This is a genomic window from Kitasatospora sp. NPDC002965, assembly GCF_040611255.1.
Classification (GTDB): Bacteria; Actinomycetota; Actinomycetes; order Streptomycetales; family Streptomycetaceae; genus Kitasatospora.
This window is the reverse complement of the sequence record NZ_JBEXNT010000130.1, coordinates 1-26457: the sequence shown is the minus strand read 5'-3', so window position 1 is coordinate 26457 and position 26457 is coordinate 1. Positions and strand designations below refer to the sequence as shown.

19 protein-coding genes and 1 tRNA gene are annotated in these 26457 nt (G+C 73.1%); 7 read left to right on the top strand and 13 right to left on the bottom strand.

What is annotated here, in order from left to right; all coding sequences use genetic code 11:
- Positions 1–109 precede the first annotated feature (109 nt).
- A complete protein-coding gene (locus ABZY91_RS34065; RefSeq protein WP_329879211.1) occupies positions 110–754 on the bottom strand; it encodes a response regulator transcription factor in 645 nt (214 codons plus the stop codon).
- A gap of 736 nt (positions 755–1490) precedes the next feature.
- Between ABZY91_RS34065 and ABZY91_RS34060 the strand changes: the two genes are divergently transcribed.
- Complete coding sequence (locus tag ABZY91_RS34060; RefSeq protein ID WP_355407062.1) at positions 1491–5069, top strand: AAA family ATPase; 3579 nt, start codon at positions 1491–1493, stop codon at positions 5067–5069.
- 103 nt (positions 5070–5172) lie between these two features.
- Here the strand turns inward: ABZY91_RS34060 and ABZY91_RS34055 are convergent, their stop codons facing one another.
- Genes ABZY91_RS34055 through ABZY91_RS34045 form a run of 3 tightly spaced genes read right to left on the bottom strand, consistent with a single transcriptional unit; the run spans position 5173 to position 8653 of the window.
- Positions 5173–5907 (bottom strand): hypothetical protein, encoded by a 735-nt coding sequence (locus tag ABZY91_RS34055; protein ID WP_355407060.1) that lies wholly within the window; start codon positions 5905–5907, stop codon positions 5173–5175.
- Positions 5894–7555, bottom strand: a complete 1662-nt coding sequence (locus ABZY91_RS34050; RefSeq protein WP_355407058.1) for a substrate-binding domain-containing protein — start codon at positions 7553–7555, stop codon at positions 5894–5896. The genes ABZY91_RS34055 and ABZY91_RS34050 overlap by 14 nt, the downstream gene beginning before the upstream one ends.
- Before the next feature lie 9 nt (positions 7556–7564).
- Positions 7565–8653: a hypothetical protein gene (locus ABZY91_RS34045; RefSeq protein ID WP_355407056.1), complete on the bottom strand. Its 1089-nt coding sequence runs from the start codon at positions 8651–8653 to the stop codon at positions 7565–7567.
- A gap of 287 nt (positions 8654–8940) precedes the next feature.
- On the opposite strand from ABZY91_RS34045, the gene pyk reads away from it, so the two are divergent.
- Entirely contained in the window at positions 8941–10371 is a 1431-nt protein-coding gene (pyk, locus tag ABZY91_RS34040) for a pyruvate kinase (RefSeq protein ID WP_329879206.1), read from the top strand.
- Between the two features lie 41 nt (positions 10372–10412).
- Here pyk and ABZY91_RS34035 read toward each other — a convergent pair whose 3' ends face one another.
- Together ABZY91_RS34035 and ABZY91_RS34030 are read right to left on the bottom strand one after the other, a co-directional pair.
- Positions 10413–11201, bottom strand: a complete 789-nt coding sequence (locus tag ABZY91_RS34035) for a helix-turn-helix domain-containing protein (protein ID WP_355407054.1) — start codon at positions 11199–11201, stop codon at positions 10413–10415.
- A 104-nt stretch (positions 11202–11305) separates the two neighbouring features.
- Positions 11306–11388, bottom strand: a tRNA-Leu gene (locus ABZY91_RS34030).
- 92 nt (positions 11389–11480) lie between these two features.
- Here ABZY91_RS34030 and ABZY91_RS34025 point away from each other — a divergent pair.
- Positions 11481–12137: a response regulator gene (locus ABZY91_RS34025; protein WP_329879204.1), complete on the top strand. Its 657-nt coding sequence runs from the start codon at positions 11481–11483 to the stop codon at positions 12135–12137.
- Positions 12138–12215: 78 nt separating this feature from the next.
- On the opposite strand, the gene ABZY91_RS34020 is transcribed toward ABZY91_RS34025, so the two are convergent.
- The 6 genes from ABZY91_RS34020 to ABZY91_RS33995 form a co-directional block, all read right to left on the bottom strand.
- Positions 12216–12932 (bottom strand): ABC transporter ATP-binding protein, encoded by a 717-nt coding sequence (locus ABZY91_RS34020; protein WP_329879203.1) that lies wholly within the window; start codon positions 12930–12932, stop codon positions 12216–12218.
- Complete coding sequence (locus ABZY91_RS34015) at positions 12929–13771, bottom strand: ABC transporter ATP-binding protein (protein WP_355407052.1); 843 nt, start codon at positions 13769–13771, stop codon at positions 12929–12931. The genes ABZY91_RS34020 and ABZY91_RS34015 overlap by 4 nt, the downstream gene beginning before the upstream one ends.
- A 7-nt stretch (positions 13772–13778) precedes the next feature.
- Positions 13779–15707, bottom strand: coding sequence for a branched-chain amino acid ABC transporter permease (locus ABZY91_RS34010; RefSeq protein WP_355407050.1), 1929 nt, complete (start codon positions 15705–15707; stop codon positions 13779–13781).
- 5 nt (positions 15708–15712) lie between these two features.
- A complete protein-coding gene (locus ABZY91_RS34005; RefSeq protein WP_329879201.1) occupies positions 15713–16642 on the bottom strand; it encodes a branched-chain amino acid ABC transporter permease in 930 nt (309 codons plus the stop codon).
- 137 nt (positions 16643–16779) lie between these two features.
- A complete protein-coding gene (locus tag ABZY91_RS34000) occupies positions 16780–18012 on the bottom strand; it encodes a branched-chain amino acid ABC transporter substrate-binding protein (protein WP_329879200.1) in 1233 nt (410 codons plus the stop codon).
- A gap of 589 nt (positions 18013–18601) precedes the next feature.
- Positions 18602–19075, bottom strand: coding sequence for a hotdog fold thioesterase (locus ABZY91_RS33995; RefSeq protein ID WP_329879199.1), 474 nt, complete (start codon positions 19073–19075; stop codon positions 18602–18604).
- Between the two features lie 269 nt (positions 19076–19344).
- On the opposite strand from ABZY91_RS33995, the gene polA reads away from it, so the two are divergent.
- From polA to ABZY91_RS33975, 4 genes are all read left to right on the top strand, one after another.
- Positions 19345–22029, top strand: coding sequence for a DNA polymerase I (polA, locus tag ABZY91_RS33990; RefSeq protein WP_355407064.1), 2685 nt, complete (start codon positions 19345–19347; stop codon positions 22027–22029).
- A 92-nt stretch (positions 22030–22121) separates the two neighbouring features.
- Entirely contained in the window at positions 22122–22784 is a 663-nt protein-coding gene (locus ABZY91_RS33985; RefSeq protein WP_355407047.1) for a hypothetical protein, read from the top strand.
- 60 nt (positions 22785–22844) lie between these two features.
- On the top strand, positions 22845–23564 hold the full coding sequence (locus tag ABZY91_RS33980) for a hypothetical protein (RefSeq protein WP_355407045.1): 720 nt from the start codon (positions 22845–22847) through the stop codon (positions 23562–23564).
- A 226-nt stretch (positions 23565–23790) separates the two neighbouring features.
- Complete coding sequence (locus ABZY91_RS33975) at positions 23791–24996, top strand: DUF3103 family protein (RefSeq protein WP_355407044.1); 1206 nt, start codon at positions 23791–23793, stop codon at positions 24994–24996.
- A 142-nt stretch (positions 24997–25138) separates the two neighbouring features.
- Here the strand turns inward: ABZY91_RS33975 and ABZY91_RS33970 are convergent.
- The coding region (locus tag ABZY91_RS33970; protein ID WP_355407043.1) for an ATP-dependent helicase C-terminal domain-containing protein at positions 25139–26457 on the bottom strand (1319 nt) is incomplete at its 5' end.

The following is a 26457-nucleotide window of genomic DNA, read 5'->3' as shown; positions in this document are numbered from 1 at the left end:
AGCAGCGCCGTCGCCCCGCCGGGCACCGGCTCGACCAGCGACAGCTGCCCGACGTCGTGCATCAGCGCCGCGTACTCCAGCAGCGCGAGTTCCCGACCGCCGCGCGTGCCTAGATGTAGCCCTCGCGGACCGCGTGGGCCACCGCGTGCGCCCGGTTGCGCAGCTGCAGACGCGTGGTCAGACCGTGCAGCACGTTCTTGACGGTCCGCTCGGAGTAGGACAGCCGGGCCGCGATCTCCCCGGTGTCCCACCCCTCCGCAACCAGCCGCAGCACGTCCGACTCACGCTCCGACAGGCCCGCCGGCGCATGGCCCGGCATCCCCTGGACGGACCGTTGCAACCGGCCCACCTGGGCGATCAGCCGGCCCTGGAGATCGGCCGGCAGATCGCCGTCACCCCGGGCGGCGGCCAGCACCGCGCGGCCGAGCCGCTCCGGCGTGGCCTCCCGGCGCCACAGGATCGCGGCCACCCCGCACTCCACGGCCTCCAACAGCTCGGTCTCACGCATCCGCTCGACCACCAGCACCACCCGCTGCCCGGCACCGCGCACCAGCCGGCGCAGGGCGGCCGTGGCAGCGGCGTCGGCGGACTCGGTGACCAGCACGGTGACCGTGCCCGGCGCGGACGTGCCGGTCGGATCCACCACCGCCACCCCCGGGAACCGGCGCAGCTGCGCCTCCGCGCCCGCCCGGGACAGCGGATCGGCAGCCTGGACGGCCACCGGAACGGTCGCCGAACGGGCCGTGGCACCCACGGTGCCACCCGAAGGACGGGCCGGAGCCGGCGCGGTCACCTGGGGGTGGACGGCCGGAGCGGCACCGGGAGTCACAAGAGGGTTCGCGGCGACGGAACGGGACGCCACCGGCCGTTGCGGTGGAACGGTGCGCGCGACCGGCGCCGACGCCCGCCCCGCCGGAACCCGGCGGTCGTACTCGGTGTGCAGGACAGTCAAATCTGGCCCCCTCCTGGGAAAACAGGCCCGGCCACCCCGGCGGCGGACGCCGAACCGTACGGGCGCCGCGTGCCCCGGGGGTGGTGAACCGTTCAACGGCGATCCGGGAGCGCTGCCCGTGCCCCGGACCCAGGCTCCATGCTTCCCGTCGGGGACCGCTCCCGGCCATCGTGGTCCACCACGAGATCTGGCCACGGGCCGGGACCACGGTCCCACCCGGAACCGGGCCCCGGGTCACCCCCGCGGCCGCGACCGGGCCCACGGCCACCGCCGACCCCGGGACCCCGGTCACAGCCACCGCGACGGACCCGACCAGGTGCCGGTTCCCCGCCCCGCCCCTCCTCCGCCCGGGCCCCCTCGACGCCCCGCGGAGCGGTCGTACGCAACACGCGCACGACATTTCGCCGAGGCGCGAACCGGACCATGGGGCGAACGCGTGAATAGGAGGTCAAGCTGTTTACCCGATACAACGGCAGACACTGCCCGTTCGGACAGCGACGGGTGCCCGGAGAGGGCAGAGGGGAGAAGGGGAGCACGGATGAGGACCGCCACGTCCACCCGCCTCGCGGAACGCGAACCGCACCTGCGGCGGATCACCGACCACACCGAGGCCGCCCGCGCCGGCACCGGCAGCGTCCTGATGATCACCGGCGCCGCCGGCACCGGCCGCAGCGCCCTCCTCGCCGAGGCCGCCCGCCAGGCCGGCGCGGCCGGCACCACCGTGCTCCGCTCCCGCTGCTCGGCCGACGAGCGGGCCACCCCCTACGCCGCCGCCCGCCAGCTCTTCGACACCGGCCCCGCCCCGGTCGGCCCGTACGGCCACGTCCCCTACGGCCACTTCCCGTACGGCAACCCGCCGAACCCCTACGGCACCGGCACCGCCACCGATCCGGACACCGCCGAGGCCACCCTCTGGTCCCTGCTCCGCCTGCACGCCAACCACCACCCCGTACTGCTCGCCGTCGACGACATCCACCTCGCCGACGAACCCTCCCGCCGCTGGCTGCGCCAGGTCGCCCGCCGGATCGACCGGCTGCCCGTCCTGCTGCTCGCCACCGAACGCCGCCAGAACACCCTCGCCACCCCGCCCGACCGGTTCGGCCGCGACCTGCCCGCCGAGCTCGCCGCCACCCTCCGCCTCGGCCCGCTCAGCACCCCCACCGCCGTCCGCCTCGCCGAGGAACACCTCGGCCCCGGCACGCCCCCCACCCTCGCCGCCGACTGCGCCCGCGCCACCGGCGGCAACCCGCTGCTGCTCACCGCCCTCCTCTCCGACCTCGGGCCGGGGCGGTACGAGCCGGGACCCAGCCACTACGAGCCGGGGTACGGGCGGCGCGCGCTGGGACCGGCACACCGCGAGCTGGAGCCCGTCCCGGGGCCCTACGCCGCCGGTGCGGGGCCGTTCACCGCCGGCGCGCGGCCGTACGCGGGCACGGCCGCCCTGTACGCCGTCGGTGCCGGACCGGACCTCGGACCGGACCTCGGGCTCGACCTGGGTCTCGACCTCGGCCTCGGCCGGGACCTCGGGCTCGACCTCGGCCCCGGCCCGGGTCCCGGCGCCGGCGCGTCCGCCGCCGAAGGGGCCCACCCCCGCACCGTCGCCGCGGTCGCCCTCCCCGACGACCCGGCGACCCTCCCCGACGACGACGGCGCCCTCCCCGACACATGCGCCGCCCTGCCCGGCGGCGCCTTCGCCGAAGCCGTCGACACCTGGCTCCACGGCGGCGGCGACCAGGCCGTCACCGCCGCCCGCGTCCTCGCCCGGATGCGCGAACACCCCGCCGCGGCCACCACCGCCCCCGGCACCGCCCACGCCGACCTCGTCCCCCTGCTCGCCGACCTCACCGACGCCGACCCCGGCCGCCTCACCGGCTGGCTCGCCGACCTCACCGCCCACGGACACCTCGCCGCACCCGCCCCCGGCCGCTGGCCCCGGTTCGCCCACCCCCTGCTCGCCGACGCCGTCCTCGCCGGCCACGGCCCCGGCCACCGGGCCGAGGTCCACCGCGCCGCCGCCGAACACCTCCACTGCAGCGGCGCCCCCGACGAACGGATAGCCGGCCACCTCCTGCTCACCTCCGCCCCCACCCCCCACTGGGCTACCGAGACCCTCCGCCGCGCCGCCCGCAAGGCCGCCGACGCCGACCGCCCCGCCGACGCCGCCACCCTGCTGCGCCGCGTCCTCGCCGAACCCCTCAGCGACCGCCAGCGCGGCCTGCTGCTCACCGAGCTCGGCGGCCTCGAAGTCACCCTCGGACCGGCCGAACGCACCGTCGGCCTGCGCCACCTCGCCGAGGCCGTCCACCTCCAGCAGTCCGACGAAGGCGTCTTCCGCGCCGCCGGCACCCTCGGCGCCGTCCTCGCCACCCGCGGCGACACCGCCGCCGCACTCGAACTCATGGAGGACCTCGCCGACCGCTTCGCCGACCGGGAGGACCTCGTCCACGCCGTCCAGGCCGCCACCGCACAGATCGCCGCCCACGACGGCCGCAGCTGGCTCCAGGTCGTCGAAGGCGTCCAGCGCTTCGCCGCCCGCACCCCGCACCGGCTCGCGCCGCCCGCCTACGCGCTGCTCACCGAGTTCGACGCCACCAGCGGCCTGCTCTCCGCCGCCGAGGTCACCGAACGGGTCCGCGAACTCGACGGCTCCCCCGTCGACCCGCTCTGCCGCTCCTACCTGCTCGTCTCACTCGCCACGCTCGCCCAGTGGAGCGACCAGCTCGACCAGACCGACGAATTCGTCACCCGCGGCCTCGCCGCCTACCGCGGCGGCCCGCTCGACCCCGGCTACCAGTGCCTGCTCTCCGTCAGGGCCGAGACCAGGATCATGCGGGGCGAGTACCAGGCGCTGCTCGACGACTACGCGCTCACGGCCCCCGGGTCCCGCGCGTCGTCCGGCCCCCCCGTACCGCCCGCCGCCCGCCCGACCGCCCAGTCGGTCCTCCGGTCCACCCCGTGGGGCCCGCCCGGACTGCCCCGGCTGCACACCTGGGGCGGCGCCGACACGGGCGACCGCTCCTGGTGGAGCGGCGCCTGCGCCGAACAGGGCAGCGGCACGGCCCCCGGCGGGACCCCGGAGGCGGACACCGGGACGGGCCCCGACGCGGCGCCCGCAGGCACGGGCACGGGCACGGCAGTCGCAGGCACGGAGACGGCCACCGGAACGGGCACGGAGCCGGGCACGGAGCCCGGCACGGCCCCGCGCGCCACCCGGGCCGCGACGACCACGCGGGGCGGCGACGACACCGCACCCGGCCGCTACGCCGAACTCCTCGGCCAGCAGAACGCCCACCTCGTCGCCCAGGCCGTCCTCGCCCTCGTCGAGACCGGCCGGCTCTGGCAGGCCCACGGACTCGCCCGCGCCGTCGCCGCCGACCGCGCCCAGGACTCCTGGGAATGGAACGAGTACCTCTACGCCCGCGGCCTGCTCCGGCTCGCCTCCGGCGAACCCGCCGAAGCCCTCGCCGACCTCCTCGAATGCGGACGCCGCCAGGGCGAACGCCAGGTCCGCAGCCCCATCGTCACCCCCTGGCGCTCCGCCGCCGCCGAATGCCACCTCCAACTCGGCGAACCGGGCCCCGCCGTCGCCCTCGCCGAGGAGGAACTGCGCCTGGCCCGCGTCTGGGGCACCCCGCGCACCGTCGGCCGCGCCCTGCGCACCCTCGCCGCCGCCACCGGCGGACGCCACGGCCTCGACCTCGCCGCCGAGGCCGTCCAGCTGCTGCGCGGCGCCGAACTGGACACCGAACTCATCCCCGCCCTGATCACCTACGGCCGCCTCCTCGCCGAGGGCGGGCGCCGCGGCGCCGCCCGCCGCGCCCTGCGCGAGGCCGCCGGCCGGGCCGAACGCCTCGGCGCCGTCCGGCAGCGCGCCGCCGCACTGGAATCGCTCCGCGCCTCCGGCGCCCGGATCGGCCGCGGCGAACAGGCCGGCGCCGAGGCCCTCACCGACAGCGAACTGCGCATCTGCCGGCTCGCCGCGGCCGGGCACTCCAACGCCGAGATCGCGGCCATGCTGCACCTCGCCGTCCGGACGGTCGAGACCCACCTGACCAACAGCTTCCGGAAACTCGGGGTGCGGCGGCGCCTGGAACTGGCAGGCGTGCTGGAGGGGTGAGCGGAGGAGTCCCCTCCCCGCCCACCCCTCCTCCCGTACGTCCCCCGGGCCCGCGCCGGGCCGCGCCGGGCCGCGCCGGGCCCGTGTGCCCGGCGCGGCGCCGCTACGCCGGGACCATCGCCGCCATCTCGTCCACCACGCGGGCCAGTTCGGCCGCCGGATCGGCCCCGTTCGGCGTCCACGGCTGCCAGGTCCGCGCCCGCAGATAGCCGTCCACCGCCAGCGGCAGCCGACGCACCACGATCGGCTCCGTCGTCGGCCCCGGACCCGCACCGCGCAACCGCTCCAGCAACACCGGCACCCGCGCCGACGCGGGCAGCGGCGCCGACCGGACGAACGCCGCCAGCGCGTCCAGCTCCGGCCAGTACGGCGGAGGCTGGGCCGAGACCGGCACGACCGGCGACGACGGCGACTGCCGCACGACCGGCGGCACCGGCGACGGCACCCGCGGCGGCACCGGCGACGACGGCGGTGACACCGGCGCGACCGGGACGGCCGGCGGGGACGAGACCACCGACGGCAGCGACATCGACGACACCGACACCTGCGGCACCGGCAACGACGACGACGTCTCCTCCGACGCCCCGGACCCCGCCGAACCCCCCGCCGTCACCGCCCCCCGCGACCCCGCCGGCTCCTTCGGCCCGCCACCCGGCACCAACAACGCCACCGCGCCGTACAGCCCGACCACGATCCCCGGCCACCAGTCCCCGCCGTACCCCGCGAAGTGCAGCCCCAGCCCGCCCGCACCGGCCACGCAGGCCGCGATGTTGCGGACGGACCCCAGGTACCGCAGGACCCGCCCGCCGCCCTCGCCGCCACCGTTACTGGTAGCCACGGATCTCCTCGAACGCCCCGTCCAGCGAGCCCGTTCCGTCGAACAGCTTGCCGCCCGTCAGGTCCGCGATCCCCTGCAACTGCCCCTTCGCCGCGTCACCGAACAGGATCGGGAACACCGGCACCGACTTCTGCGCCGCCGGCAACCCCCCGTGGAACGACCTGAAGTCCTTGTCGGTCGCCCCCTCGTTGCTCTCCCCGTCCGACATCAGCACGATCGACGTGAACCGGTCGTCCCCCGCCGCGGCCTGCTGCCGCTGGATCACCCGGTACGCCTCCTGCAACGACGAGTAGACCGCCGTCCCGCCGTCCGACGACAACGCCTGCACGTCCGCGTTGATCGACGCCAGCTCCTGCTGCGCCGCGGCCCCCGACGGCACCGCGTGCGTCTTCGTCGACTTCACCTTCGACGCGAAGGAGATCAGCGTGACCTCCTCCCGGTCCCGGAACCGCCGCACCCCCCGGGTGTCGTCCGCCCCCGTCAGCCGGCCCATCGCCGACTTCAGCGACGCCAGCCGCGGCCCCGCCATCGACCCGGAGGTGTCCAGCACGTACACCGTCCGCGACGGGCGCCGCAGCTCGTTCTGGTACGAGGACAGCAACCCGTCCGCCACCGCGCGCGTCCCCGGGAACGGCAGCTCGTGCCGCCGGTCCGTCGGCAGACCGGCGGCCGGCGCGACCCCCGCCCCGATCGGGCGGCGCAGCGTCAGCTCCGAGATCCGCTTCTGCACGTCGTCCTTGAGCAGGTACGCGGCCAGTCGCCCGAACGCCTCCCGCTCCCGCTCCGACGAGGAACTCAGCAGCGTCAGAGGATAGTTGGCCGTCACCACGCCGTCCGTCGGGCGGACCACGGTGAGCTGCTGGTCGGCGGGCAGCGTCTTGTTCAGCGACAGCAGCACGGACTCGTAGTTCACCAGCGCCCCCACCGAGCCCTGCTCGGCCCGGGAGTACGCCTGCGTCAGCCAGCCGGACGAACCGGACGTCAGCTTCTGCCCGGTGAAGAACTGCTTCAGCGACGGCGTCGCCTTCTGCACGTCCGCCCCGGTCAGTGCCGCGCTCGCCCCCGAGAAGGCCGAGGCCACCGCCACCAGTGCCGAGAAGCCCGAGTTCGACCGGGACGGGTCCGCCATCCCGTAGCGCAGCTTGCCGGAGGCCGCGGCCTCCGCCAGGTTCCCCCACGTCACCTTCGCGCCGTCGCCCCAGGCGAGGTCGGCGAGTACCGAGGAACGGACGCCGAACGCCACCGGCGAGGTCATCACCGGTGTCTCGGACAGCAGCTTCGACCTGCTCCCGTCGTCCAGGTGCAGGTACTGGTTCGACGGGAACCAGATCGCGTCGTACTTGCCGTCCGTCTTGCCCGAGGAGACCGCGTCCGCCCCGTCCAGCGACCCCGTCCAGGCGAACTGCACGGTCACCCCGGTCGCCTTCTGCGCCTCCTCCAGCACCGGCGCCATGTCCTGCAGCTCGCTGCCCGCGAGCACCCGCAGCACTCCCGCCTGCGCGGTCGGCGCCGGGGCGTCGCTCTGCTTGGGCGGTGGATCGGCCTTGGGCGAGGACGTGCACGCCGTCACCGTCGCCACCAGCACGGCCAGCCCGACCGCCAGGCCCCGCGCACCGCTCTTCCGCATCATCGCCGTCCTGCTCGTCATGTCCCCCGGTCAGCCCTTCGTCGCGCCGTCGATCAGTTTCTGCAGGATGTCGGGCACCGGAATCGGAGCCTGCTTCACCTTCGCCGCACCCAGGTTGGGGGCGAGCTTGAACGAACCGCTCGCGCTCTTGAGCTGCTGCCCGAACGCGTTGGTGTCCCCCTGCGGGCGGAAGCCGTACTTGGCCGCCAGCTGCCGGAGCTTCTCGTTGCCGTTCAGCTGGCCGGCCAGCTTCCGGCCGTTCCCGGTGAGTCCGACGACGGTGTGGTCGGAGTAGACGGTGGTGTCCGGGTAGAGCACCACCAGGTCCTCGGGCGCCTTCTGCTTGACGACCAGCTCGGCCGCCTGGGACTCGTACGCGAGCACCAGGGCGCCGCCGCCGTTCGAGAGGAAGTCCGCGAACGGCTCGTCGGTGGACTTCTTCAGGGCGCCCTGCTTGGTGATCGCGGTGTGCAGGAGGCCCTTGGTCTTCTCCACCCCCGCGGCGTCCGCGACCGGCTGGTGGCCGTTCTCCAGGAAGGAGAGCAGCGCGACGTACATCGCACCCGAGGAGGACGTGGTGGGGTCGGTGGTGGTGAGGTAGACGTCCCCGGCCAGGTCGCCGGGCTTGTCACCCTTGAGCTGGTCCCACTTCCGGCCCGTCCGGACGGCGTTGAGGTACTCGTCCATCGTGAACGTCCAGACCCCCGAGGCCTGGTCCTGGCTCGCCAGCCCGTTGTCGGCCAGCACCCGGGCCGTCTGGGCGTGCGCCATGATCACCAGGGGCGAGTAGAACGGGCGGATCGCCGTCTCGGTGATCTTCTTGTTGGCGCGGATCGCGTCGGCCGGCGGCTGGCTGGCGGGGAAGGCGAAGTCCATGTTGTCCAGGTTGTCGCCCATCTGCCAGGAGCCGGCGCTCACCACCTTCACCGCGAGGCCCTGCCGGGCCAGTTCCGCCTTGACGTCGCCGTCCTCGAAGAACTCGCGCTTCTCCGAGCCGATGAGCCCGTTGACCGTGACGGTCTCGGGCTCCTTGTCGTCGCCCCGTGGCTCTTTCAGGAGCGCGAACGCCACCCCGCCGAGCAGCAGCAGTGCTGCAAGCACCCCGAACGCACGCTTCATGCCGGACGCTTCCCCCTCGTCGGATCCCTCACGGGCACCCGGGCAATCCCTACCCGGGTGACGAGCGTCCCGCCGGACCGCGAGCGACGGCCGAAGTCACGGTGAACCGGGGGTGAACACCCCTTCACGGAATCGCATCGGCGGTCGACCTGCCGCCGCCGCCGGGGACCTCTCGCACACCGGTCCGACATCGTGTCAGATATGTTCAACTCTCCTTACGGCAACGGTCATCCCGAGGTCCGGACCCGCGTCGACGTTACGCGCCGGTAATGCCTACTCTCAGCTGTATGCGCCGAGCAAAAATCGTCTGTACCCTCGGGCCCGCCACCGACTCGTACGACCAGATCAAGTCCCTGGTCGACGCCGGGATGGACATCGCCCGCTTCAACCTGAGCCACGGCTCCCACATCGAGCACGAGGAGCGCTACCGCCGGGTCCGCAAGGCGGCGGACGAGACCGGCCGGAGCGTCGGCGTGCTCGCCGACCTTCAAGGCCCGAAGATCCGCCTGGGCACCTTCACCGAAGGCCCCGTACTTCTCGAACGCGGCGACGAGTTCACCATCTCCACCGACAACGGCGTCGAGGGAGACCAGAACGGTTGCGGCACCACCTACCCCGGCCTCGCCGGGGACGTCGCCCGCGGCGAGCGGATCCTCGTCGACGACGGGCGCGTCACCCTGGAGGTCGTCGAGGTCGACGGGCCCCGGGTCCGCTGCCTCGTCATCGAGGGCGGCCTGGTCTCCGACCACAAGGGCCTCAACCTCCCCGGCGTCGCCGTGTCCGTGCCCGCGCTCAGCGAGAAGGACATCGACGACCTGCGCTGGGCCCTGCGGACCGGCGCCGACCTCATCGCGCTCTCCTTCGTCCGCAGCGGCCGGGACGTCGAGGACGTCCACCGGGTGATGGCGGAGGAGGGCCGGTACGTCCCGGTCATCGCCAAGATCGAGAAGCCGCAGGCGGTGCAGAACCTCGACTCGATCGTCGACCGCTTCGACGGGATCATGGTCGCCCGCGGCGACCTGGGCGTGGAGATGCCCCTCGAACAGGTCCCGATGGTCCAGAAGCGCGCCGTCAAGCTCGCCAAGCGCAACGCCAAGCCGGTCATCGTCGCCACCCAGATGCTCGACTCGATGATCAACACCTCCCGGCCCACCCGCGCCGAGGCCTCCGACGTCGCCAACGCCGTCCTCGACGGCACCGACGCGGTGATGCTCTCCGGCGAGACCTCGGTCGGCAAGTACCCGGTCGAGACGGTCCGCACCATGGGCCGCATCATCCAGGCCGCGGAGGAGGACGTCCTCGCCGCCGGACTCCCCCCGCTCACCGCCGGCAGCAAGCCCCGCACCCAGGGCGGCGCGGTCGCCCGGGCGGCCGCCGAGATCGGCGACTTCCTGCACGCCAAGTACCTGGTCGCCTTCACCCAGTCCGGCGACACCGCCCGCCGCCTGGCCCGCTACCGCTCGCCCATCCCCGTCCTCGCCTTCACCTACGAACCCGCCGTCCGCAGCCAACTGGCCCTCACCTGGGGCCTGGAGACCTTCCTCGGCCCGTTCGCCCCCACCACCGACGAGATGGTCGAGCAGGTCGACGCGGCGCTGCTCTCCCTCGGTCGCTGCCAGAAGGGCGACATCGTCGTCATCACCGCCGGCTCCCCGCCCGGTCTCGCCGGCTCCACCAACCTCGTCCGCGTCCACCACGTGGGCACGCTCGACAACTGACCGGTCCGGTGCGGCTCCGCCCCGGCGGAGCCGCACCGGAGTCAGTACTTCGGCCCGATGTGCGCGTCCATCAGGGCGACGGACTCCTTGCGGGCGACGGAGACGTTGACCTGGCCGGTCGGGCGGGGGATCGAGGCCCTCCACCGGACCCCGACGGCGTCGAGCGTTTCCGTGAAGAGGCGGATGATGTCCGTCGAGGTGTTGGTGAAGAAGTAGCGCGGGTACTCGTGGCGGCGGACGACGCCCTTGACCGTCCTGGTGGCCCAGTTGGTGATGCGGCAGCCGTCGGAGTGGATCAGGCCGCGGAGGAACTCCCAGGGGTGGGCGTCGACGATCTCCTGCTGCCAGGGTTCGAGTGCTATGCGGCGTTCGTGCTTCTTCCCCGGGCCGTGTTGGGGGAAGTAGCAGGTCAGGTGGTTGGAGTAGATCTTGACGTCGTGGCAACCGGCTTTCCGGACGCGGCAGGGTGTGTTGTTCGTCAGCACCTGGCGCATGGCGTGCTCGACTGAGTCCATGATTCCCGGCCACTTGTCGTCGCACGTGATCTGGAGGCTCATGGTGCGGCGGTACTCGTTGGGCAGCAGGATGTGGCCGTCGCCGAGGTAGAGGCCGAGAAGGTAGGAGTACGCGGGCCGGTTGAGCTCGCTGCCGTGGCAGTGCGGGCAGGTGGAGTGCTTGCGGCCGGGGAGTGTTCCGTGCCTGGCGAGGTCCTCGTGCTTCCACCAGGAAACCGTGCCGGGCGGGACGCCCAGACGGCGGCCGACCTCGGTGTTGGCGGCACCGCGGCGCAGGAGGTGAACGGCCTGTTCGCGTACGGAGATGTTCGTCATGGGCGACAGCATCGGCTGCGGCAGGTGGTGCGGAGTGGCCTTTCGCTGGACGCCACTCGATGTGATGAACTTCCCGCGGCCTGGGAATTTAAGGTAAATCTCGGTGCCGAGTGTGGGATTCGAACCCACACGCCCTTTCAGGCAATCGCTTTTGAGGCGATCGTGTCTGCCCTTCCACCAACCCGGCAAGTTCGCGCCCGTGAAGGATACCCTGCGCACGTTGTCCGGCGCAGCTAGGTACCCTCGTGCATGCAGTACCCCGCCGGAACGAGGAGCCCCGTGAGCACCGCCGACGAGCAGGCAGAGCCGCTTGAGACCGATTCGCCCCAGATCACCCGCATTGTGATCGCCGAGGACGAGGCGTTGATCCGCCTCGACCTCAAAGAGATGCTGGAAGAGGAGGGGTACACCGTCGTCGGCGAGGCCGGGGACGGCGAGACGGCGGTCCGGCTGGTCCAGGAGCTGAAGCCGGATCTGGCGATCCTCGACGTGAAGATGCCGGTGCTGGACGGGCTGTCCGCCGCCGAGCAGATCCACGAGGCGCACCTGGCGCCGGTGCTGATGCTGACGGCGTTCTCGCAGCGCGAGCTGGTGGACCGGGCCCGTGACGCGGGCGCGATGGCGTACATCGTGAAGCCGTTCTCGAAGAGCGACCTGGTGCCCGCGATCGAGATGGCCGTGTCCCGGTACACGGAGATGCGGACGCTGGAGGAGGAGATCGCCGACCTCACCCAGCGGCTGGAGACCCGGAAGCTGGTGGACCGGGCGAAGAGCGTGCTGCAGACGAAGTTCGGGCTGAACGAGCCGGCCGCGTTCCGGTGGATCCAGAAGACCTCGATGGACCGCCGGATGACGATGGCCGCGGTCGCGGAGGCCGTGATCGAAGAGGGCGAGGCCCAGGACAAGAAGAAGGCCGAGGAGCCGAAGCCCGAGTAGGCGGTCGGTGGACGGCACGACGGTACGACGGAGGGCCCGGCAGCGATGCCGGGCCCTCCGTCGTACGCCGGTGCGGGGTCAGTCCTCGCCGAGGTAGGCCTTGCGGACGGACTCGTCGTGCAGGAGGTCCGCGCCGGTGCCCTGGAGGACGATGCGGCCGGTCTCCATGACGTAGCCGCGGTCGGAGAGGGAGAGCGCGGCCTGGGCGTTCTGTTCGACGAGCAGGATCGTGGTGCCGTCGGCCTTGAGCTCGACGATGGTGGCCATGATCTTCTGCATCATCAGCGGAGAGAGGCCCATGGAGGGCTCGTCGAGCATGAGCAGCTTGGGCCGGGACATCAGGGCGCGGCCCATGGCGAGCATCTGCTGTTCGCCGCCGGAGAGGGTGCCGGCGGCCTGCTTGCGGCGTTCGCCGAGGATCGGGAACAGGCCGTAGGCGCGCTCGACGTCCGCCGTGATGCCGTCGGTGTCGCTGCGGAGGAAGGCGCCGAGGAGGAGGTTCTCCTCGATGGTCATCCGGGGGAAGATGTGCCGGCCTTCGGGGGAGTGGGCGAGACCGAGGGCGACGATCTTGTGGGCGGGGACGGTGTCGAGCGCCTGCCCGTCGAAGGTGATGGTGCCGGAGAGCGGCTTGAGGAGGCCGGAGAGGGTGCGCAGGGTGGTGGTCTTGCCGGCGCCGTTGGTGCCGATCAGGGTGGTGACCTCGCCCTGGTTGACGGTGAAGCTGATGCCCTTGACGGCCTCGATCTTGCCGTAGGCGACGCGGAGGTCGTTGACCTGGAGGAGTGGGGTCACTGGTCGGTCTCCGTAACGGGGGCGGTGCCTTCGAGCGGGGCGCCGAGGTAGGCGGTGATGACGCGTTCGTCGTTCTGGACGGTTTCGCGGTTGCCCTCGACGATCTTCTGGCCCTGGACGAGCACGGCGGTGCGGTCGCAGAGGTTGAAGATGAACCGCATGTCGTGCTCGATGACGAGGACGGAGACGCCCCGGTCACGGATGGCGAAGACGAGTTCCTCGGCGGCGCGGGTCTCCTGGGGGTTCATGCCGGCGGTGGGCTCGTCGAGGAGCAGGAGACCGGGGTCGGAGGCCAGGGCGCGGGCGATCTCCAGCTTCCGCTGCTCGCCGTAGGGGAGGTTGCGGGCCAGGTGGTCGGCCTTCTCGGCGAGGCCGGTGAAGGCCAGGAGCTCCATGGCCTTGTCGCGGCTCTCGGCTTCGGAGCGCCGGTAGCCGGGGCCGCGGAGGATGGCGGAGAAGAGGCCCTGGTGCATGCGGCTGTGCCGGCCGACCTGGACGTTCTCCAGGACGGTCATGTTGGCGAAGAGCCGGATGTTCTGGAACGTGCGGGCGATGCCGGCCTGGGTGACGAGGTGGGGCTTGGGCGGCAGGACGGTGCCCTGGTAGGCGACGCGGCCCTCGGTGGGCACGTAGAGGCCGGTGAGGCAGTTGAAGAAGGTGGTCTTGCCGGCGCCGTTGGGGCCGATGAGGCCGATGATCTCGCCGCGGCCGACGGTGAGGGAGACGTCGTTGACGGCGGTGAGGCCGCCGAAGCGCATGGTGACGCCGGTGACTTCGAGCAGGGGCTGGGCCGGCGAGGGTGCGGTGCCGGCCGGTGCGAGGGCGTCGGTGGTGGTCATCTGGGGGTCACGCCCCTGCCTTGGTGAGGGCGACGCTGTCGCCGGTGGGCTGCGCCGGGATGGCGGCCTCGTGGAACTCCAGCTGGCGGCGCCGGTTGGGGATGAGGCCTTCGGGGCGGACGCGCATCAGGACGATGAGGGCGATACCGAAGGCGAGCAGCTGGTAGTCCGCGAGGAATTCGAGCTTCTTGGGGATCAGGAAGAGGAGGGTGGCGCCGGCGAGGGGTCCGCTGATGGTGCCCATGCCGCCGAGGATGACGGCGGCGAGCAGGAAGGCGGAGTTGGGCGGCAGGGCCTCGGCGAAGGTGTACTGGTCGGGGGTGACGGTGTAGCTGACGTGGGCCTGGACGGTGCCGGCGAGGCCGGCGAGGCAGGCGCCGAGGGCGAAGGCGAGGAGCTTGAGGCGGAAGCCGTTGATGCCCATGGCCTCGGCGGCGGTCTCGTCCTCGCGGATGGCGACCCAGGCGCGGCCGATGCGGGAGTTGCCGACGCGGGCGAAGACGAGGACGACCACGGCGGTGACGACGAGCATCAGCAGGTAGTAGTTGGAGAACCGGCCGAGTTCGACGCCGAAGACGGTGGTGGGCTTGCCGAGGTTCCAGCCGAAGATCTCCAGGTCGGGGATCCGCGGGATGCCGTTGGAGCCGTTGGTGACCTTGGGGCCGGTGGTGCCGTTCAGGTTGAGCATGGTGATGCGGAAGATCTCGCCGAAGCCGAGCGTCACGATGGCGAGGTAGTCGCCGCGCAGTCGCAGGGTGGGGGCGCCGATGATGACGCCGAAGATCATCGACACGACGGCGCCGGTGAGCATCGCGGCCCAGAAGGGGAACTGGACCTGGATCGGCGAGGCGGGGGAGCCGGAGACCAGGGCGGCGGCGTAGGCGCCGACGCCGAGGAAGGCGACGTACCCGAGGTCGAGCAGGCCGGCGAGGCCGACGACGATGTTGAGGCCGAGGGCGACGGTGGCGAAGATCAGGATGTTGGTGGCGACCGAGGTGTACTGGTCGCTGGTCTGGGTGAACGGGAAGCTGGCGGCGGCGGCGAACGCGGCGCCGGTGGTGACGGTCCGGTACTTGACGGTGAGGGCGCGTACCCGGATCAGCAGACCGGCCTTGCCGAGTGCGGCGGCGACGGAGGCCGCGAGCAGCAGGTAGGCGGTGAAGAGTTCGCCGTACTCGGTGTCGATGCCGAAGGTGATGGCGAAGAGGCCGACCGCGAAGGCGACGACGATCAGCGCGACCTCGACCCAGGAGGGGAGGGTGCGGGCCTTGGGGAGGGGTCGCTGGACGGTGCCGATCCGCAGCCAGGAGTTGGCGAGGTGCCCGACCTGGACGAGGAGGGCGGCGCCGGTGGCGATGACGACGGCGCCGGCCAGGGCGGTGAGGACCGGCGCGACGGGCTTGTCCTCGGGGACGGCGTGGGTGGCGAACCAGAGGACCGGGGCGACGGGGAGGAGCAGGAAGAGCCGCCGGTCGAGGACGCGCAGCGGGACCCGGGTGCGCCGGTCGAGGGGCAGGCCGAGGGTGCCGGCGAGGGCGAGCAGCGAGCCGAGGGCGGCGGTCCAGGCGCCGGGTTCGAGGTTGGCGAGGCCGCCGAGGTCGGTGGCGATCGCGATGACCGAGAACCAGCTGACGGCGAGCGCGCCGGTGGCTGCGAGCAGGACGGCGTTGTGGCTGCCGGTGGGGGCGGCCCAGCGCAGGCCGGGGGTGCCGTGGGTGGCGAGCAGCAGGACGAGGGTCAGCAGGCCGCCGATGAGGGCGAGCCACTGGAGGCCGGCGGGGGAGCCGTAGTAGGTGAGGTCGCCGGGGAAGTCGGAGGTCCAGGTCCAGGACATCAGGGCGGACGCGACGGTGGCGGTGGCGCCGATGCCGGTGAGGAGGGCGGCGGTGCGGCCGGGGAGGCTGATGACCGGCGTGGTCTCGGTGCTGGTGGTCATGGTGCTCACGCCCTGTCCGCGACGCGCTCGCCGAGCAGACCCTGGGGCCGGACGAGCAGGACGACGATGAGGAGTACGAAGGCCCAGACGTCCTTCCAGGCGCCGCCTCCGAAGAGGTCCATGCCGGGCAGGTGCTGGATGTAGCCGGTGGCGAGGGCTTCGGCGAGGCCGAGGGCGACGCCGCCGAGCATGGCGCCGTAGATGTTGCCGATGCCGCCGAGGACGGCGGCGGTGAAGGCCTTGAGGCCGAGGATGAAGCCCATCCGGAAGTCGACCTGGCCGCTGCGCAGGCCGTAGGCGACGGCGGCGACGGCGGCGAAGGCGGCGCCGATGGCGAAGGCGAGGACGATGATCCGGTCGGTGTCGATGCCCATGAGCTTGGCGGTGTCGGGGTCCTGGCTGGTGGCCTGCATGGCGCGGCCGGAGCGGGTCCGGGTCACGAACCAGCCGAGGGCGAGCATGCAGAGCGGCGCGGCGATGAGCAGGAAGAGGTCACTGCGCTGGATCGCGACGGAGCCGATCTCGAAGGGGTCGCCGGGGATCTTCGGGAAGACGCGGGCCTTCTTGGCGTCGGGGTAGAACGAGAAGACCAGCTGCTGGAGCAGGATGGAGAGGCCGATCGCCGTGATGAGCGGGGCGAGCCTGGGCGCGGTGCGCAGCGGCCGGTAGGCGAAGCGCTCGGCGGCGACGGCGGTGAGGGTGGAGACCAGGATGCCGGCGATCAGCATCAGCGGTAGGGCCAGCCACAGGGTGGTGCCGCCGGGGAGGGCGAGGTAGGCGGTCAGGGCGCCGAAGCCGCCGACCATGACGATCTCGCCGTGGGCGAAGTTGATGAGCTGGACGATGCCGTAGACCATCGTGTAGCCGATCGCGACGAGTCCGTAGAGGGCGCCGAGGATCAGGCCGTTGGCCAGCTGCTGCGGTAGGTCGTGCACCGCTGGGCCTCCGTTGTGCGTGTGGGGTGTCCGCGTGGGTGGTGGATGTGGGTGCGCGCGGGGGCACTGGTGGCGCCCCCGCGCGGGGTAACTCCGACGTGCTGTGCCGGTGCTGACGTCGGGTCAGCGTGAGGTGCTCAGCCGCTGAAGGTGCCGGTCTTCTCCACGGCCCACTTGCCGTCCTTGACGGTGTAGACGGTGAGCTGCTTGTTGGTGGTGTCGCCGTACTCGTCGAAGGACACCTTGCCGGTGACGCCTTCGAAGGAGACCTTCTGGACGGCTTCGACGACCTTGGCCCGGGCGCCGTCGGGGAGCTTGCCGTTGTTGGCGGCGGCGACGGCCTTGACGCCCTGGATGATGGCCCAGGCGCTGTCGTAGGAGTAGCCGCCGTAGGTCTCGTAGGCGTCCTTGTAGCCGGCGCTCTTGTAGTCCGCGATGAACTTGGCGGCGGTGGGGAGCGACTCGACGGGCAGGCCGACGGCGGTGGCGAGGTCGCTCTGGCTCTTGGGGTTGAGCTTGATGAAGTCGCCGCTCTGGATGCCGTCGCCGCCCATGAGCGGGATGTTGACGCCGGCGTCCTTGAGCTGGAGGGAGAGCGGGCCTGCGGCGGGGTACTCGCCGCCGTAGTAGACGGCTTCGGCGCCGGAGGACTTGACCTTGGTGACGACGGCGGCGAAGTCGCGGTCGTCGGGGTTGACGTGCTCCTCGTTGACGATGGTGCCGCCGTTCTTGATGAACTGGGCCTTGAAGGTGGCGGCGAGGCCGGCGCCGTAGGTCTTCTGGTCGTCGATGAGGAAGACCTTGGTCTTCTTGGCGTCCTTGGCCAGGTAGTCGGCGGCGAAGGGCCCCTGGACGGCGTCGGTGGTGGCGGTGCGGAAGTAGGACTTGAAGGGGCGTGCCTTGACGCCGCTCGCCCACTTCTCGCCCTGGCTGAGGGCGACGCCGGTGTTGGCGGGGGAGATCTGGACGAGGTTGGCGTCGTTGAAGATCTGCTGCATCGACTGGGCGACGCTGGAGTTGAGCGGGCCGACGACGCCGAGGACGTCCTTGTCGGCGACCAGCTGGGTGGCGTTCTGCTGGCCGGGGGCGGGCTTGCCGGTGTCGTCCAGGGCCTTGATCTGGAACTTGACGCCGGGGACCTCGTTCTTCTCGTTGGCCTGCTTGACCGCGAGCTCGACGGAGTTGCGGATGCCGAGGCCGAGGGCGGAGAGGTCGCCGGTGAGCGGGGCGTCGATGCCGATGGTGACGGTGGTGCCGCCCCCGGCGCTGCCGCTGTCGCCGGACTTCTTGTCGTCGCGGGAGCCGCACGCGGTGAGGCTCAGGGCGCCGATCACGGCAATGCTCACGACAACTGCTGAACGATGACGCACGGGGGGTCCCCTTCGGTTCAGGAGGGCGCCGCGCCTGTGTGGCGGGAGCCTGGATGCGCGGTGGGCCTGGCCCAATCCGGTGGCGCGGTGACTGGCCGTGACTCTAGATGCCCTTGGGCGGCTCGGGCAGTGGTGCGGCCAGGCTGTGATTCTCTTGTTATGAGCACACGGAGAAGCCGTCTCAGCATGTGGTCGTTCCGGCTCGACCGGCCCGGCCGTCCCGGGGGCTCCGCTCCCAACTTCCCTCATGTAAGGCGCAGAAGTGCAGGTGACTCCTGGACTCTCCGATAATCGGACATGAGTGTTCGCGGTGTTGGGGTCGGGCGTGCACGTCCGAATAACGGACGGTGTGCGGGATGACGAGATGATTTCGAGTGGATCCGCCCCCCGGAGTCCGCCAAATAGTAGGATTTCCTACTTGTTACGCAGTGTTACATCTTTGAAAGTCCGTGAACACGTCACCGCCCCCTTGTCTGGACCAACGACTTCCCAGGGCTGTCGAAGGTCAAACAAGGGGGCGGGCAAGGGATTTGATGATCAGTCGGCCCTGCCGGCCCCTCGTCGGAGGGGTCGGCGGGGTGAACGCGGGTCAGAGATCGCGGAGCATGCAGGTCAGGCGGCAGCTGGTGATCCGCTTGCCGGTGTCGTCGGTGATCGCGATCTCGTAGGTGGCGGCGGTGCGGCCCTTGAAGACCGCCGTCGCCACCCCGGTGACCAGCCCGGAGGTGGCGGAGCGGTGGTGGGTGGCGTTCAGGTCCACGCCCACCGCGTACCGGCCCGGGCCGGCGTGCAGCATCGCGCCGACCGAGCCCAGGGTCTCGGCGAGCGCCGCCGAGGCCCCGCCGTGCAGCAGGCCGTAAGGCTGCTGGTTGCCCTCGACCGGCATGGTGCCGACGACCCGGTCGCCCGAGGCCTCGACGATCCGGAGGCCCAGCTTCTCGCCGAGGCTCCCGCCGGAGAAGGTCGCCGGGTCCACGCCGAGCTTCGCGAAGTGGTCCAGCACCTCCTGCGGGATGTGGAGGACGGGGGCCGCGTCGGTGGCTTCGGGGGCCGCGTCGGTCATGGGGGAGCTCCTGCCGCTCGGGGGGTCGCGTCGTCGTGCTGCCTGTGATCGTACGACCGTCCTACTCGGCGGTAGTGGCGGTGGCGGAGGAGGCGTGCGTGGCGGGCGCGGCGGGAGGGGCCGCCCCCCTCGGGCGTGCCCCTTTTGTCGGTGCCGGGCCATAGGATCGGTGGCCGGTAGTGGAATCGGCAGGAACGGACGTTGACGTGGCTACGCAGAGTACGGACAAGGGCGCGGCGGGTGGCGGAGCCGGGTCGCGGCCCCGCCTGATGCTGCTCGACGGGCACTCCATGGCCTACCGGGCGTTCTACGCACTGCCCGTGGAGAACTTCAACACCTCCACCGGCCAGCCGACCAACGCGGTGTACGGCTTCGCCTCGATGCTCGCCAACACCGTCCGTGACGAGCGGCCGACCCACCTCGCGGTGGCCTTCGACCTCTCCCGCCAGACCTTCCGCTCGGAGGCGTTCCCCGACTACAAGGCCAACCGGGCCAAGACCCCGGACGAGTTCCGCAGCCAGATCGGCCTGATCGGCGAACTGCTCGACGCGATGCACGTCCCGCGGATGACCGTCGAGGGCTTCGAGGCCGACGACATCATCGCCACCCTGGCCACCGCCGCCGAGGCGGCCGGCTTCGACGTCGACATCGTCACCGGCGACCGCGACTCCCTCCAGCTGGTCACCGAGCACGTCACCGTCCTCTACCCGACCAAGGGCGTCTCCGAACTCACCCGCTACACCCCGGAGAAGGTCGCCGAGAAGTACGGCGTCACCCCCCGCCAGTACCCGGACCTCGCCGCCCTGCGCGGCGACCCGTCCGACAACCTGCCCGGCATCCCCGGCGTCGGCGAGAAGACCGCCGCCAAGTGGGTCAACCAGTTCGGCTCCTTCGACGAACTGGTCTCCCGGGCCGACGAGGTGAAGGGCAAGATCGGCGAGAAGCTGCGCGAGCACCTCGACTCGGTCAAGCGCAACCGGGTCCTCACCGAGCTGGTCCGCGACGTCGAACTCCCCCTCGGCGTCACCGACCTGGAGCGCACGCCGTTCGACAAGGCGGCCGTCACGACCCTGATGGAGTCGCTGGAGTTCCGCAACGCCAACTTCCGCGACCGCGTCCTCGGCATCGACCCGTCCGGCGCCGAGGCGGAGGCCGAGACCGAACTCGCCCCCGGCGTCGAGGTCGACGGCGAACTCCTCACCGACCCCGGCACGCTCGCCGCCTGGCTCGGGGAGCACGCCGCGGGCAAGACGCCGGTCGCGCTCGCCGCCGTCTACCAGTGGGCGCTCGGCAGCGGCGAGGTCACCGAGATCGCGCTCGCCGTCGGCGAGACGGCCGCCTGGTTCGACCCGGCGCTGCTCGCCGAGGAGGACGAGCGCGCCTTCGCCGCCTGGCTGGCCGACCCGGCCGCCCCCAAGGCGCTGCACATCGCCAAGCAGGTCATGCGGGCCTTCGCCGAGCGCGGCTGGCGGATCGAGGGGGTCCACGCCGACACCGCCCTCGCCGCCTACCTGGAGAAGCCCGGCCGCCGCACCTTCACCCTCGACGTGCTCGCCGAGGAGTACCTGGCCCGCTCGCTCGCCCCGGCCCCCGCCGCGGAGTCCGGCCAGCTCGCCTTCGACGCCCCCGAGGAGGACCCGACCGCGGGCGCCCAGGCGCTGATGCTCCAGGCCCGCGCCGTGCTCGACCTCGCCGCGCTCTTCGACACCCGCCTCACCGAGGTCGGCGCCACCGGGCTGCTGCGCGACATGGAGCTGCCGATCGCCGCCCTGCTCGCCCGGATGGAGCGCACCGGCATCGCCGCCGACCGCCCCTGGCTCACCGGCCTGGAGGCGCAGTTCGCCGCCGAGATCCAGCGCGTCGTCGAGGAGGCCCACGCCGCCGCCGGCCGCGAGTTCAACCTCGGCTCGCCCAAGCAGCTCCAGGAGATCCTCTTCGGCGAGCTCGCCCTCCCCAAGACCAAGAAGATCAAGACCGGCTACACCACCGACGCCGACGCGCTCACCTGGCTCGCCACCCAGACCGACAACGAGCTGCCGGTCATCCTGCTGCGCCACCGCGACCAGGCCAAGCTGCGCACCACCGTCGAGGGCCTGCTCAAGACGGTCTCCCCGGCCGGCCGCATCCACACCACCTTCAACCAGATGGTCGCCGCCACCGGCCGGCTGTCCTCGCAGGACCCGAACCTGCAGAACATCCCGGTCCGCACCGAGGAGGGCCGGATGATCCGCCGCGCCTTCGTCGTCGGCGAGGGCTACGAGGCGCTGCTCACCGCCGACTACTCGCAGATCGAACTGCGGATCATGGCCCACCTCTCGGAGGACGACGCCCTGATCGAGGCCTTCGCGACCGGCGAGGACCTCCACACCACCGTCGCCTCCCAGGTCTTCGAGGTGCCGGGCACCGCCGTCGACGCCGAGATGCGCCGCAAGATCAAGGCGATGTCCTACGGCCTCGCCTACGGCCTCTCCGCGTACGGGCTCTCCCAGCAGCTCGGCATCAAGCCCGCCGAGGCGCAGGGCCTGATGGACACCTACTTCGAGCGCTTCGGCGGCGTGCGGGACTACCTGCGCCGGGTCGTCGACGAGGCCCGCGCCACCGGCTACACCGAGACCCTGCTCGGCCGTCGCCGCTACCTGCCGGACCTCAACAGCGACAACCGCCAGCGCCGCGAGATGGCCGAGCGGATGGCCCTCAACGCCCCGATCCAGGGCTCGGCCGCCGACATCGTCAAGATCGCCATGCTGCGGGTCGACGAGGCGCTGACCGCCGCCGCCCTCGACTCCCGGATGCTGCTCCAGGTGCACGACGAAATCGTGCTGGAGCTCGCCCCCGGCGAGCGCGAGCAGGTCGAGGCGATCGTCCGCGAGCAGATGGCGGGCGCCTACCCGCTGCGCGCGCCGCTCGACGTCTCGGTCGGCGTCGGTGCCGACTGGGAGGCCGCCGCGCACTGACGCCCGACGGGAGCCCCTCCCGGGCGGCGGCCGACGGACCGCCGCCGCCCGGGGGCCTTCTGCGGCCCGCGCCGCCGCCCTACGCTGGGGGCGTGACGGAGCGGGTGACCGTGCGGGTGGGGCCGGACGCGGCGGTGCTGGTGCTCGGCACCGGGCGGGACCGGGTGCGCGAGACGGCCGGGATCCTGGGCCGGGAGACGGCGGCGGGGCTCGGCCCGCAGGTGGTCCTGCTGCCGCTCGGCCTGCTGGCGGGGGCGGCCGTCCACGCGGTCCTCGGCGTCGGCACCGGGGCCGTGGTCGGGCTCGTCGGGGCGCTGGCGCTGCTGGAGGTCCTGGCCTGCTGGCTCGTGTCCGGCTGGGGGGAACTCACCCGGCCGAGCCGGCTGGAGTTCGCGCCGCCGGACGCGCCGGCGCGGATGCGCTTCGTCCGGCTGGGGGTGCGGGGGCGGTGGCGCCCGGTGACGGAACTCGGGAACCTGCGGGTGGCCCACCGGATCGTCGCCCCCGTCGACGGGGATCCGCGGCCCGCCCGCGAGACCTTCACCGTCCGAAGGGAGGCGGCCCGTCCCGGGACGGCGCCGCTGTCGGCCTACGAGGTGCCCGGGGACCCGCGGCGGCTCGTCGAACAGCTCGGGGGACTGCTCGCGCCCGCCGGTCTGGCGGTCGAGCTCCGGACCGACCGGTACGTCCGGACGCGCGGGGGCGGCCCGCCGGTCCTCGTGCCAGATCCGCCCGCCGACCGGCCCGCGGGGTAGGCCAGCCCGGCGGTGCGGAGGGTCTTCCCGGCCGCCCCGCCCCGCTCCTACGCTGAGGCGGTGAAGAACCGGGCACCGATTCCGCGCCTCACCGCGACGCCCGGCGCCGCGGTGCTGACGGTCCGTCCGGGCGGCGGGCGGTGGTCCCTCGCCGGGTGGATCGTGCTCTCCCGCGCGGTACTCGGACTCGGCCTGCACTTCACCTGGTTCGCCGCCTACGTTCCGCTGATCCTCGTGCTCCGGTTCCTGGTCAAGCTCGACCCCGTCGTCAACCTGTGCGTCGTCTGCGGCGTCTACGTCCTGTGCTCCCTGCGGGGCGGGGTGCGGGAGATGAGGGATCCGTTGCGCCGCTTCCACGGGGTGGAGTTCAGCCCGCCCGACGCCCCTGAGCGGTTCCGGTTCGTCCGGGCCGCGCCGGGCGGGCGGTGGCGGCCGGTGTCGGACCTCCGGCACGTGAGGATCCTGCACCTGGTCACCGCTCCGGAGGACGGCCGGCCGGCGCCGGTGGACAGCGTCTGGGCGGTGTCGGTGCGGGTGGACGGCGCCCCCTGGTCGGCGCTGTGCGACGGCCGTGGCGACCCCGGGGCCGTCGCGGAGGCGCTGGTGCGGTTACTGGAACCCGTCGGGGTGCCCGTGGAGTTCGTGGCCGAACGCCGTCCGAAGCGTCCACAGCGCCGCCGTCCTGCGGCAGTCGTCCGCCCGCCCGCCGATGCGATGCCCGGCGGCGCAGGGCCCGCGGGTGCGGGGCCCGCCGACGCGGTGCCGGAGGGTCGGCCCTGAGGGGCCGTCCGTCGCCCCGTCGCCCGTCGGTGACGGCGGCGCCCGAGCCCGGGGATCTGTCGGGATCCGCCGGGATCCACCCGGCGGGCACTGTGCACGCCGGGACTTGATGCCGGGTCAGGAAAGCTCTTCACTTGTCATGGCGCCGACGCGCTCGATGCGGCACGGCGCTGTCCCACCGCTCTGACACTCCGACGCCTCACCCGACGAGTCTGGAGATCCCCTCATGCCCCAGCCCCGCATGCGGCGCGCCGTCGTGGCGCTCGCGGCCCTGCCCCTGCTCGCGCTCGGCGCGGGTCAGGCCGTGGCCGCCCCCGCCCCTGTTCCGGCCTCCGCCCCCACCGCACCCGCACCCGCGTCCGCCACCCGGGTGTCCGCGATCGAGGACGAGGTCGCCCGCACCCTGGCCACCTCCCTCACCGACGCCGCACTGCGCGAGCGGCTGCGGTCCGCGACCGCGACCGCCCCGGGCGGCGCCGCCGAGCTCGGCCCGCTGGCCGCCGCCGCCCAGGGCCCCGCCGCCCGCGGGCTCGCGGCCACCGCCGCGCAGGCGGACCGCGCCATCGCCACGGCCAAGGGCCTCGGCGCCGGCCTCGGCCCGCTGCTGCGGGTCCAGTTGGCCGATCCGTCGATGCGGGCCGCCCTGGACGCGGGGGCGGCGCCGCTGGTGGCCACCGCCGTCGCCGACGACCACGCCCGCACCGTCCGCGCCTACGACGCCGCCGGCCGCCTGCACGTCCTCGACGCCGCGACGGTGCCCGCGCAGCCGGTCTACCTGGTCGACATCGACACGGCCAGGACGCTGGCCGCCGGGATCGCCGTCCTCCAGCGGGAGTTCGGCGCGCTCGGTCTCGGGAACGCCGGTCCGGGCGCAGCGGCTCCCGGTGCGGTGGCTCCCGGGGCGGCCGTTCCGGCCGTTCCGGCCTCGGCGCAGGCCGCCGGTGGCTGGTGGGCCACCAAGATCAGTGGCATCGAGGTGTCCGACGACGAGGAGCCCTGGTTCAAGGGCGCCGCCGAGATGTTCAGCCTGGTGACCGGCTTCGGCCAGGACGGCAAGGTCAAGGTCGACTCGGTCGCGATGCCGTACCTCCAGTACGACGGCACGGTGTACTACCCGAACCAGATCCTGGTGAACTGGTCGTCCTACAAGTACAACCTGGCCGATGTCGTCCTGATGGAGGACGACGGTGACACCAACTACCTGGCGCTCGCCCAGGCGATCGCCGCCGTCCTGCTCACCATCGCCGACCAGGGCGCCTACATCCCGCTGGTCAACGCCGTCCTGGCGGCGCTGCCCGGTTCCTGGTGGACCGACGACCCGGACTACGTGGAGTCCTGGTACACCCTCGCCCGGGCTTCGTCGGGCCGCCTCAACGGGGCGCGCGGCAACGGCTGGATGACCGTCGAGCCGTACTTCGTCCAGCAGTCCTGACCCGGCCGCGGCGGACGGCCGTCCGTGGGGGTGCGTCCCCGCGGGCGGCCGTCCGGTGCGCGTGGTGCGTCCGGTGCGACCGCCCGCCGCGCGCGGCACACCGGACGGGCGGCGCACCCGGACGTGTGGCGCACCGACCGGCTCAGCGCCGGGCGTTGGTGCGCCTGGTCGGTTCGGCCGTGGTCGGGTCCTCCGGCCAGGGGTGGCGGGGGTAGCGGCCGCGCAGGTCGGCGCGGACGGCGCGGTAGCCGTCGCGCCAGAAGGTGGCGAGGTCCCCGGTGACGGCGGCCGGGCGTCCGGCGGGGGAGAGCAGGTGGACGGTGAGCGGTACGCGTCCGCCGGCCAGCGCCGGGGCCGCCGCCCAGCCGAAGAGCTCCTGCAACTTGACCGCCAGCACCGGGCGTTCGCCGCTGTAGTCGACCCGGATCCGGGAGCCGGACGGGACGGTGATCCGTTCCGGCGCCAGCTCGTCCAGCCGCCCGGCCGCGCCGCTCGCCCAGGGCAGGAGGCGTTGCAGGGCGGCAGCGGTGTCGATCCGGGCGAGGTCGGAACGCCGCCGGGCGCGGGAGAGTTCGGGCTCCAGCCACTCCTCGGCGGCGGCCAGCAGCGCCTCGTCGGAGACGTCCGGCCAGGGTTCGCCGAGCGCGGTGTGCAGGAACGCCAGCCGCTCGCGCAGTCCGGCCGCTCCGGCGGGCCAGCCGAGCAGGGCGCCGACGCCCTCGCGGGACAGTCCTTCCAGCAAGGCGGTCCGCACCAGCGCGGGTGCGGGTCGGCCGAGGGGCTCGGCGGCGAGTTCGACGGCGCCCAGTGACTCCACCCGCCGGGCGGTCACCTCCCGGCGCCTGACGTCCCAGTGCACCTCCTCGCGGGAGGTGAGCAGGGGCGCGCCGGCCAGCCTGGCGGTCCCCTCGTCGAGCGCGGCGGCGTGCAGGACCCGCGCGGACGGTGAGCCGGCCGGGCGGTCGGCGACGGCCACGGCCAGCCACGGGACGCCGCCCAGTGCCGTGCCGGGGGCGAGTTCGGCGGCGGTGCCGGAGGCCATCAGGTAGGGGCTGCGGGTTCCGGGTTCGGGCTTCTCGACCCGGGCCCGGGCGATCCGTTCGGGGAAGGCCAGGGCCACCACCAGCCCGGTGGCGGCCGCGTCAGGGAGGGACGTGCCCGGCGTGCCCGGCGGGTTCTGCGGGCTCCCGGCGCCCGCGCCGTCGCCGCCGGTCCCGCGGCGCAGGCGGCGGACCTCCTCGCGCCAGCGGCCGGCGTAGGGGTCCCGGCCGCCGCGGACGGTGCGCAGGACGGCGCCGAGGTCGTCGCCGAGGGGGCGGGGCGGTTCCTCGGAGAGCAGGGCGACCACCTCGGCGGCCCGGTCGGCGCCGACCAGCGGGGCGCCGTCGACGAGCGCGCGGGCGAGCCGGGGGTGCAGGCCGGTGCGGGCGAGCCGGACGCCGCGCGGGGTCGCGCGGCCGA

Excerpts from the sequence above, each read along its gene's own strand:
- ABZY91_RS34015 (WP_355407052.1), bottom strand. The coding sequence starts at position 13,771 with ATGACCACCACCGACGCCCTCGCACCGGCCGGCACCGCACCCTCGCCG.
- pyk (WP_329879206.1), top strand. The coding sequence starts at position 8,941 with ATGCGCCGAGCAAAAATCGTCTGTACCCTCGGGCCCGCCACCGACTCG.
- ABZY91_RS34035 (WP_355407054.1), bottom strand. The coding sequence starts at position 11,201 with ATGACGAACATCTCCGTACGCGAACAGGCCGTTCACCTCCTGCGCCGC.
- ABZY91_RS33995 (WP_329879199.1), bottom strand. The coding sequence starts at position 19,075 with ATGACCGACGCGGCCCCCGAAGCCACCGACGCGGCCCCCGTCCTCCAC.
- ABZY91_RS33975 (WP_355407044.1), top strand. The coding sequence starts at position 23,791 with ATGCCCCAGCCCCGCATGCGGCGCGCCGTCGTGGCGCTCGCGGCCCTG.
- ABZY91_RS34045 (WP_355407056.1), bottom strand. The coding sequence starts at position 8,653 with ATGAAGCGTGCGTTCGGGGTGCTTGCAGCACTGCTGCTGCTCGGCGGG.
- ABZY91_RS34050 (WP_355407058.1), bottom strand. The coding sequence starts at position 7,555 with ATGACGAGCAGGACGGCGATGATGCGGAAGAGCGGTGCGCGGGGCCTG.
- polA (WP_355407064.1), top strand. The coding sequence starts at position 19,345 with ATGCTGCTCGACGGGCACTCCATGGCCTACCGGGCGTTCTACGCACTG.
- ABZY91_RS34060 (WP_355407062.1), top strand. The coding sequence starts at position 1,491 with ATGAGGACCGCCACGTCCACCCGCCTCGCGGAACGCGAACCGCACCTG.
- ABZY91_RS34010 (WP_355407050.1), bottom strand. The coding sequence starts at position 15,707 with ATGACCACCAGCACCGAGACCACGCCGGTCATCAGCCTCCCCGGCCGC.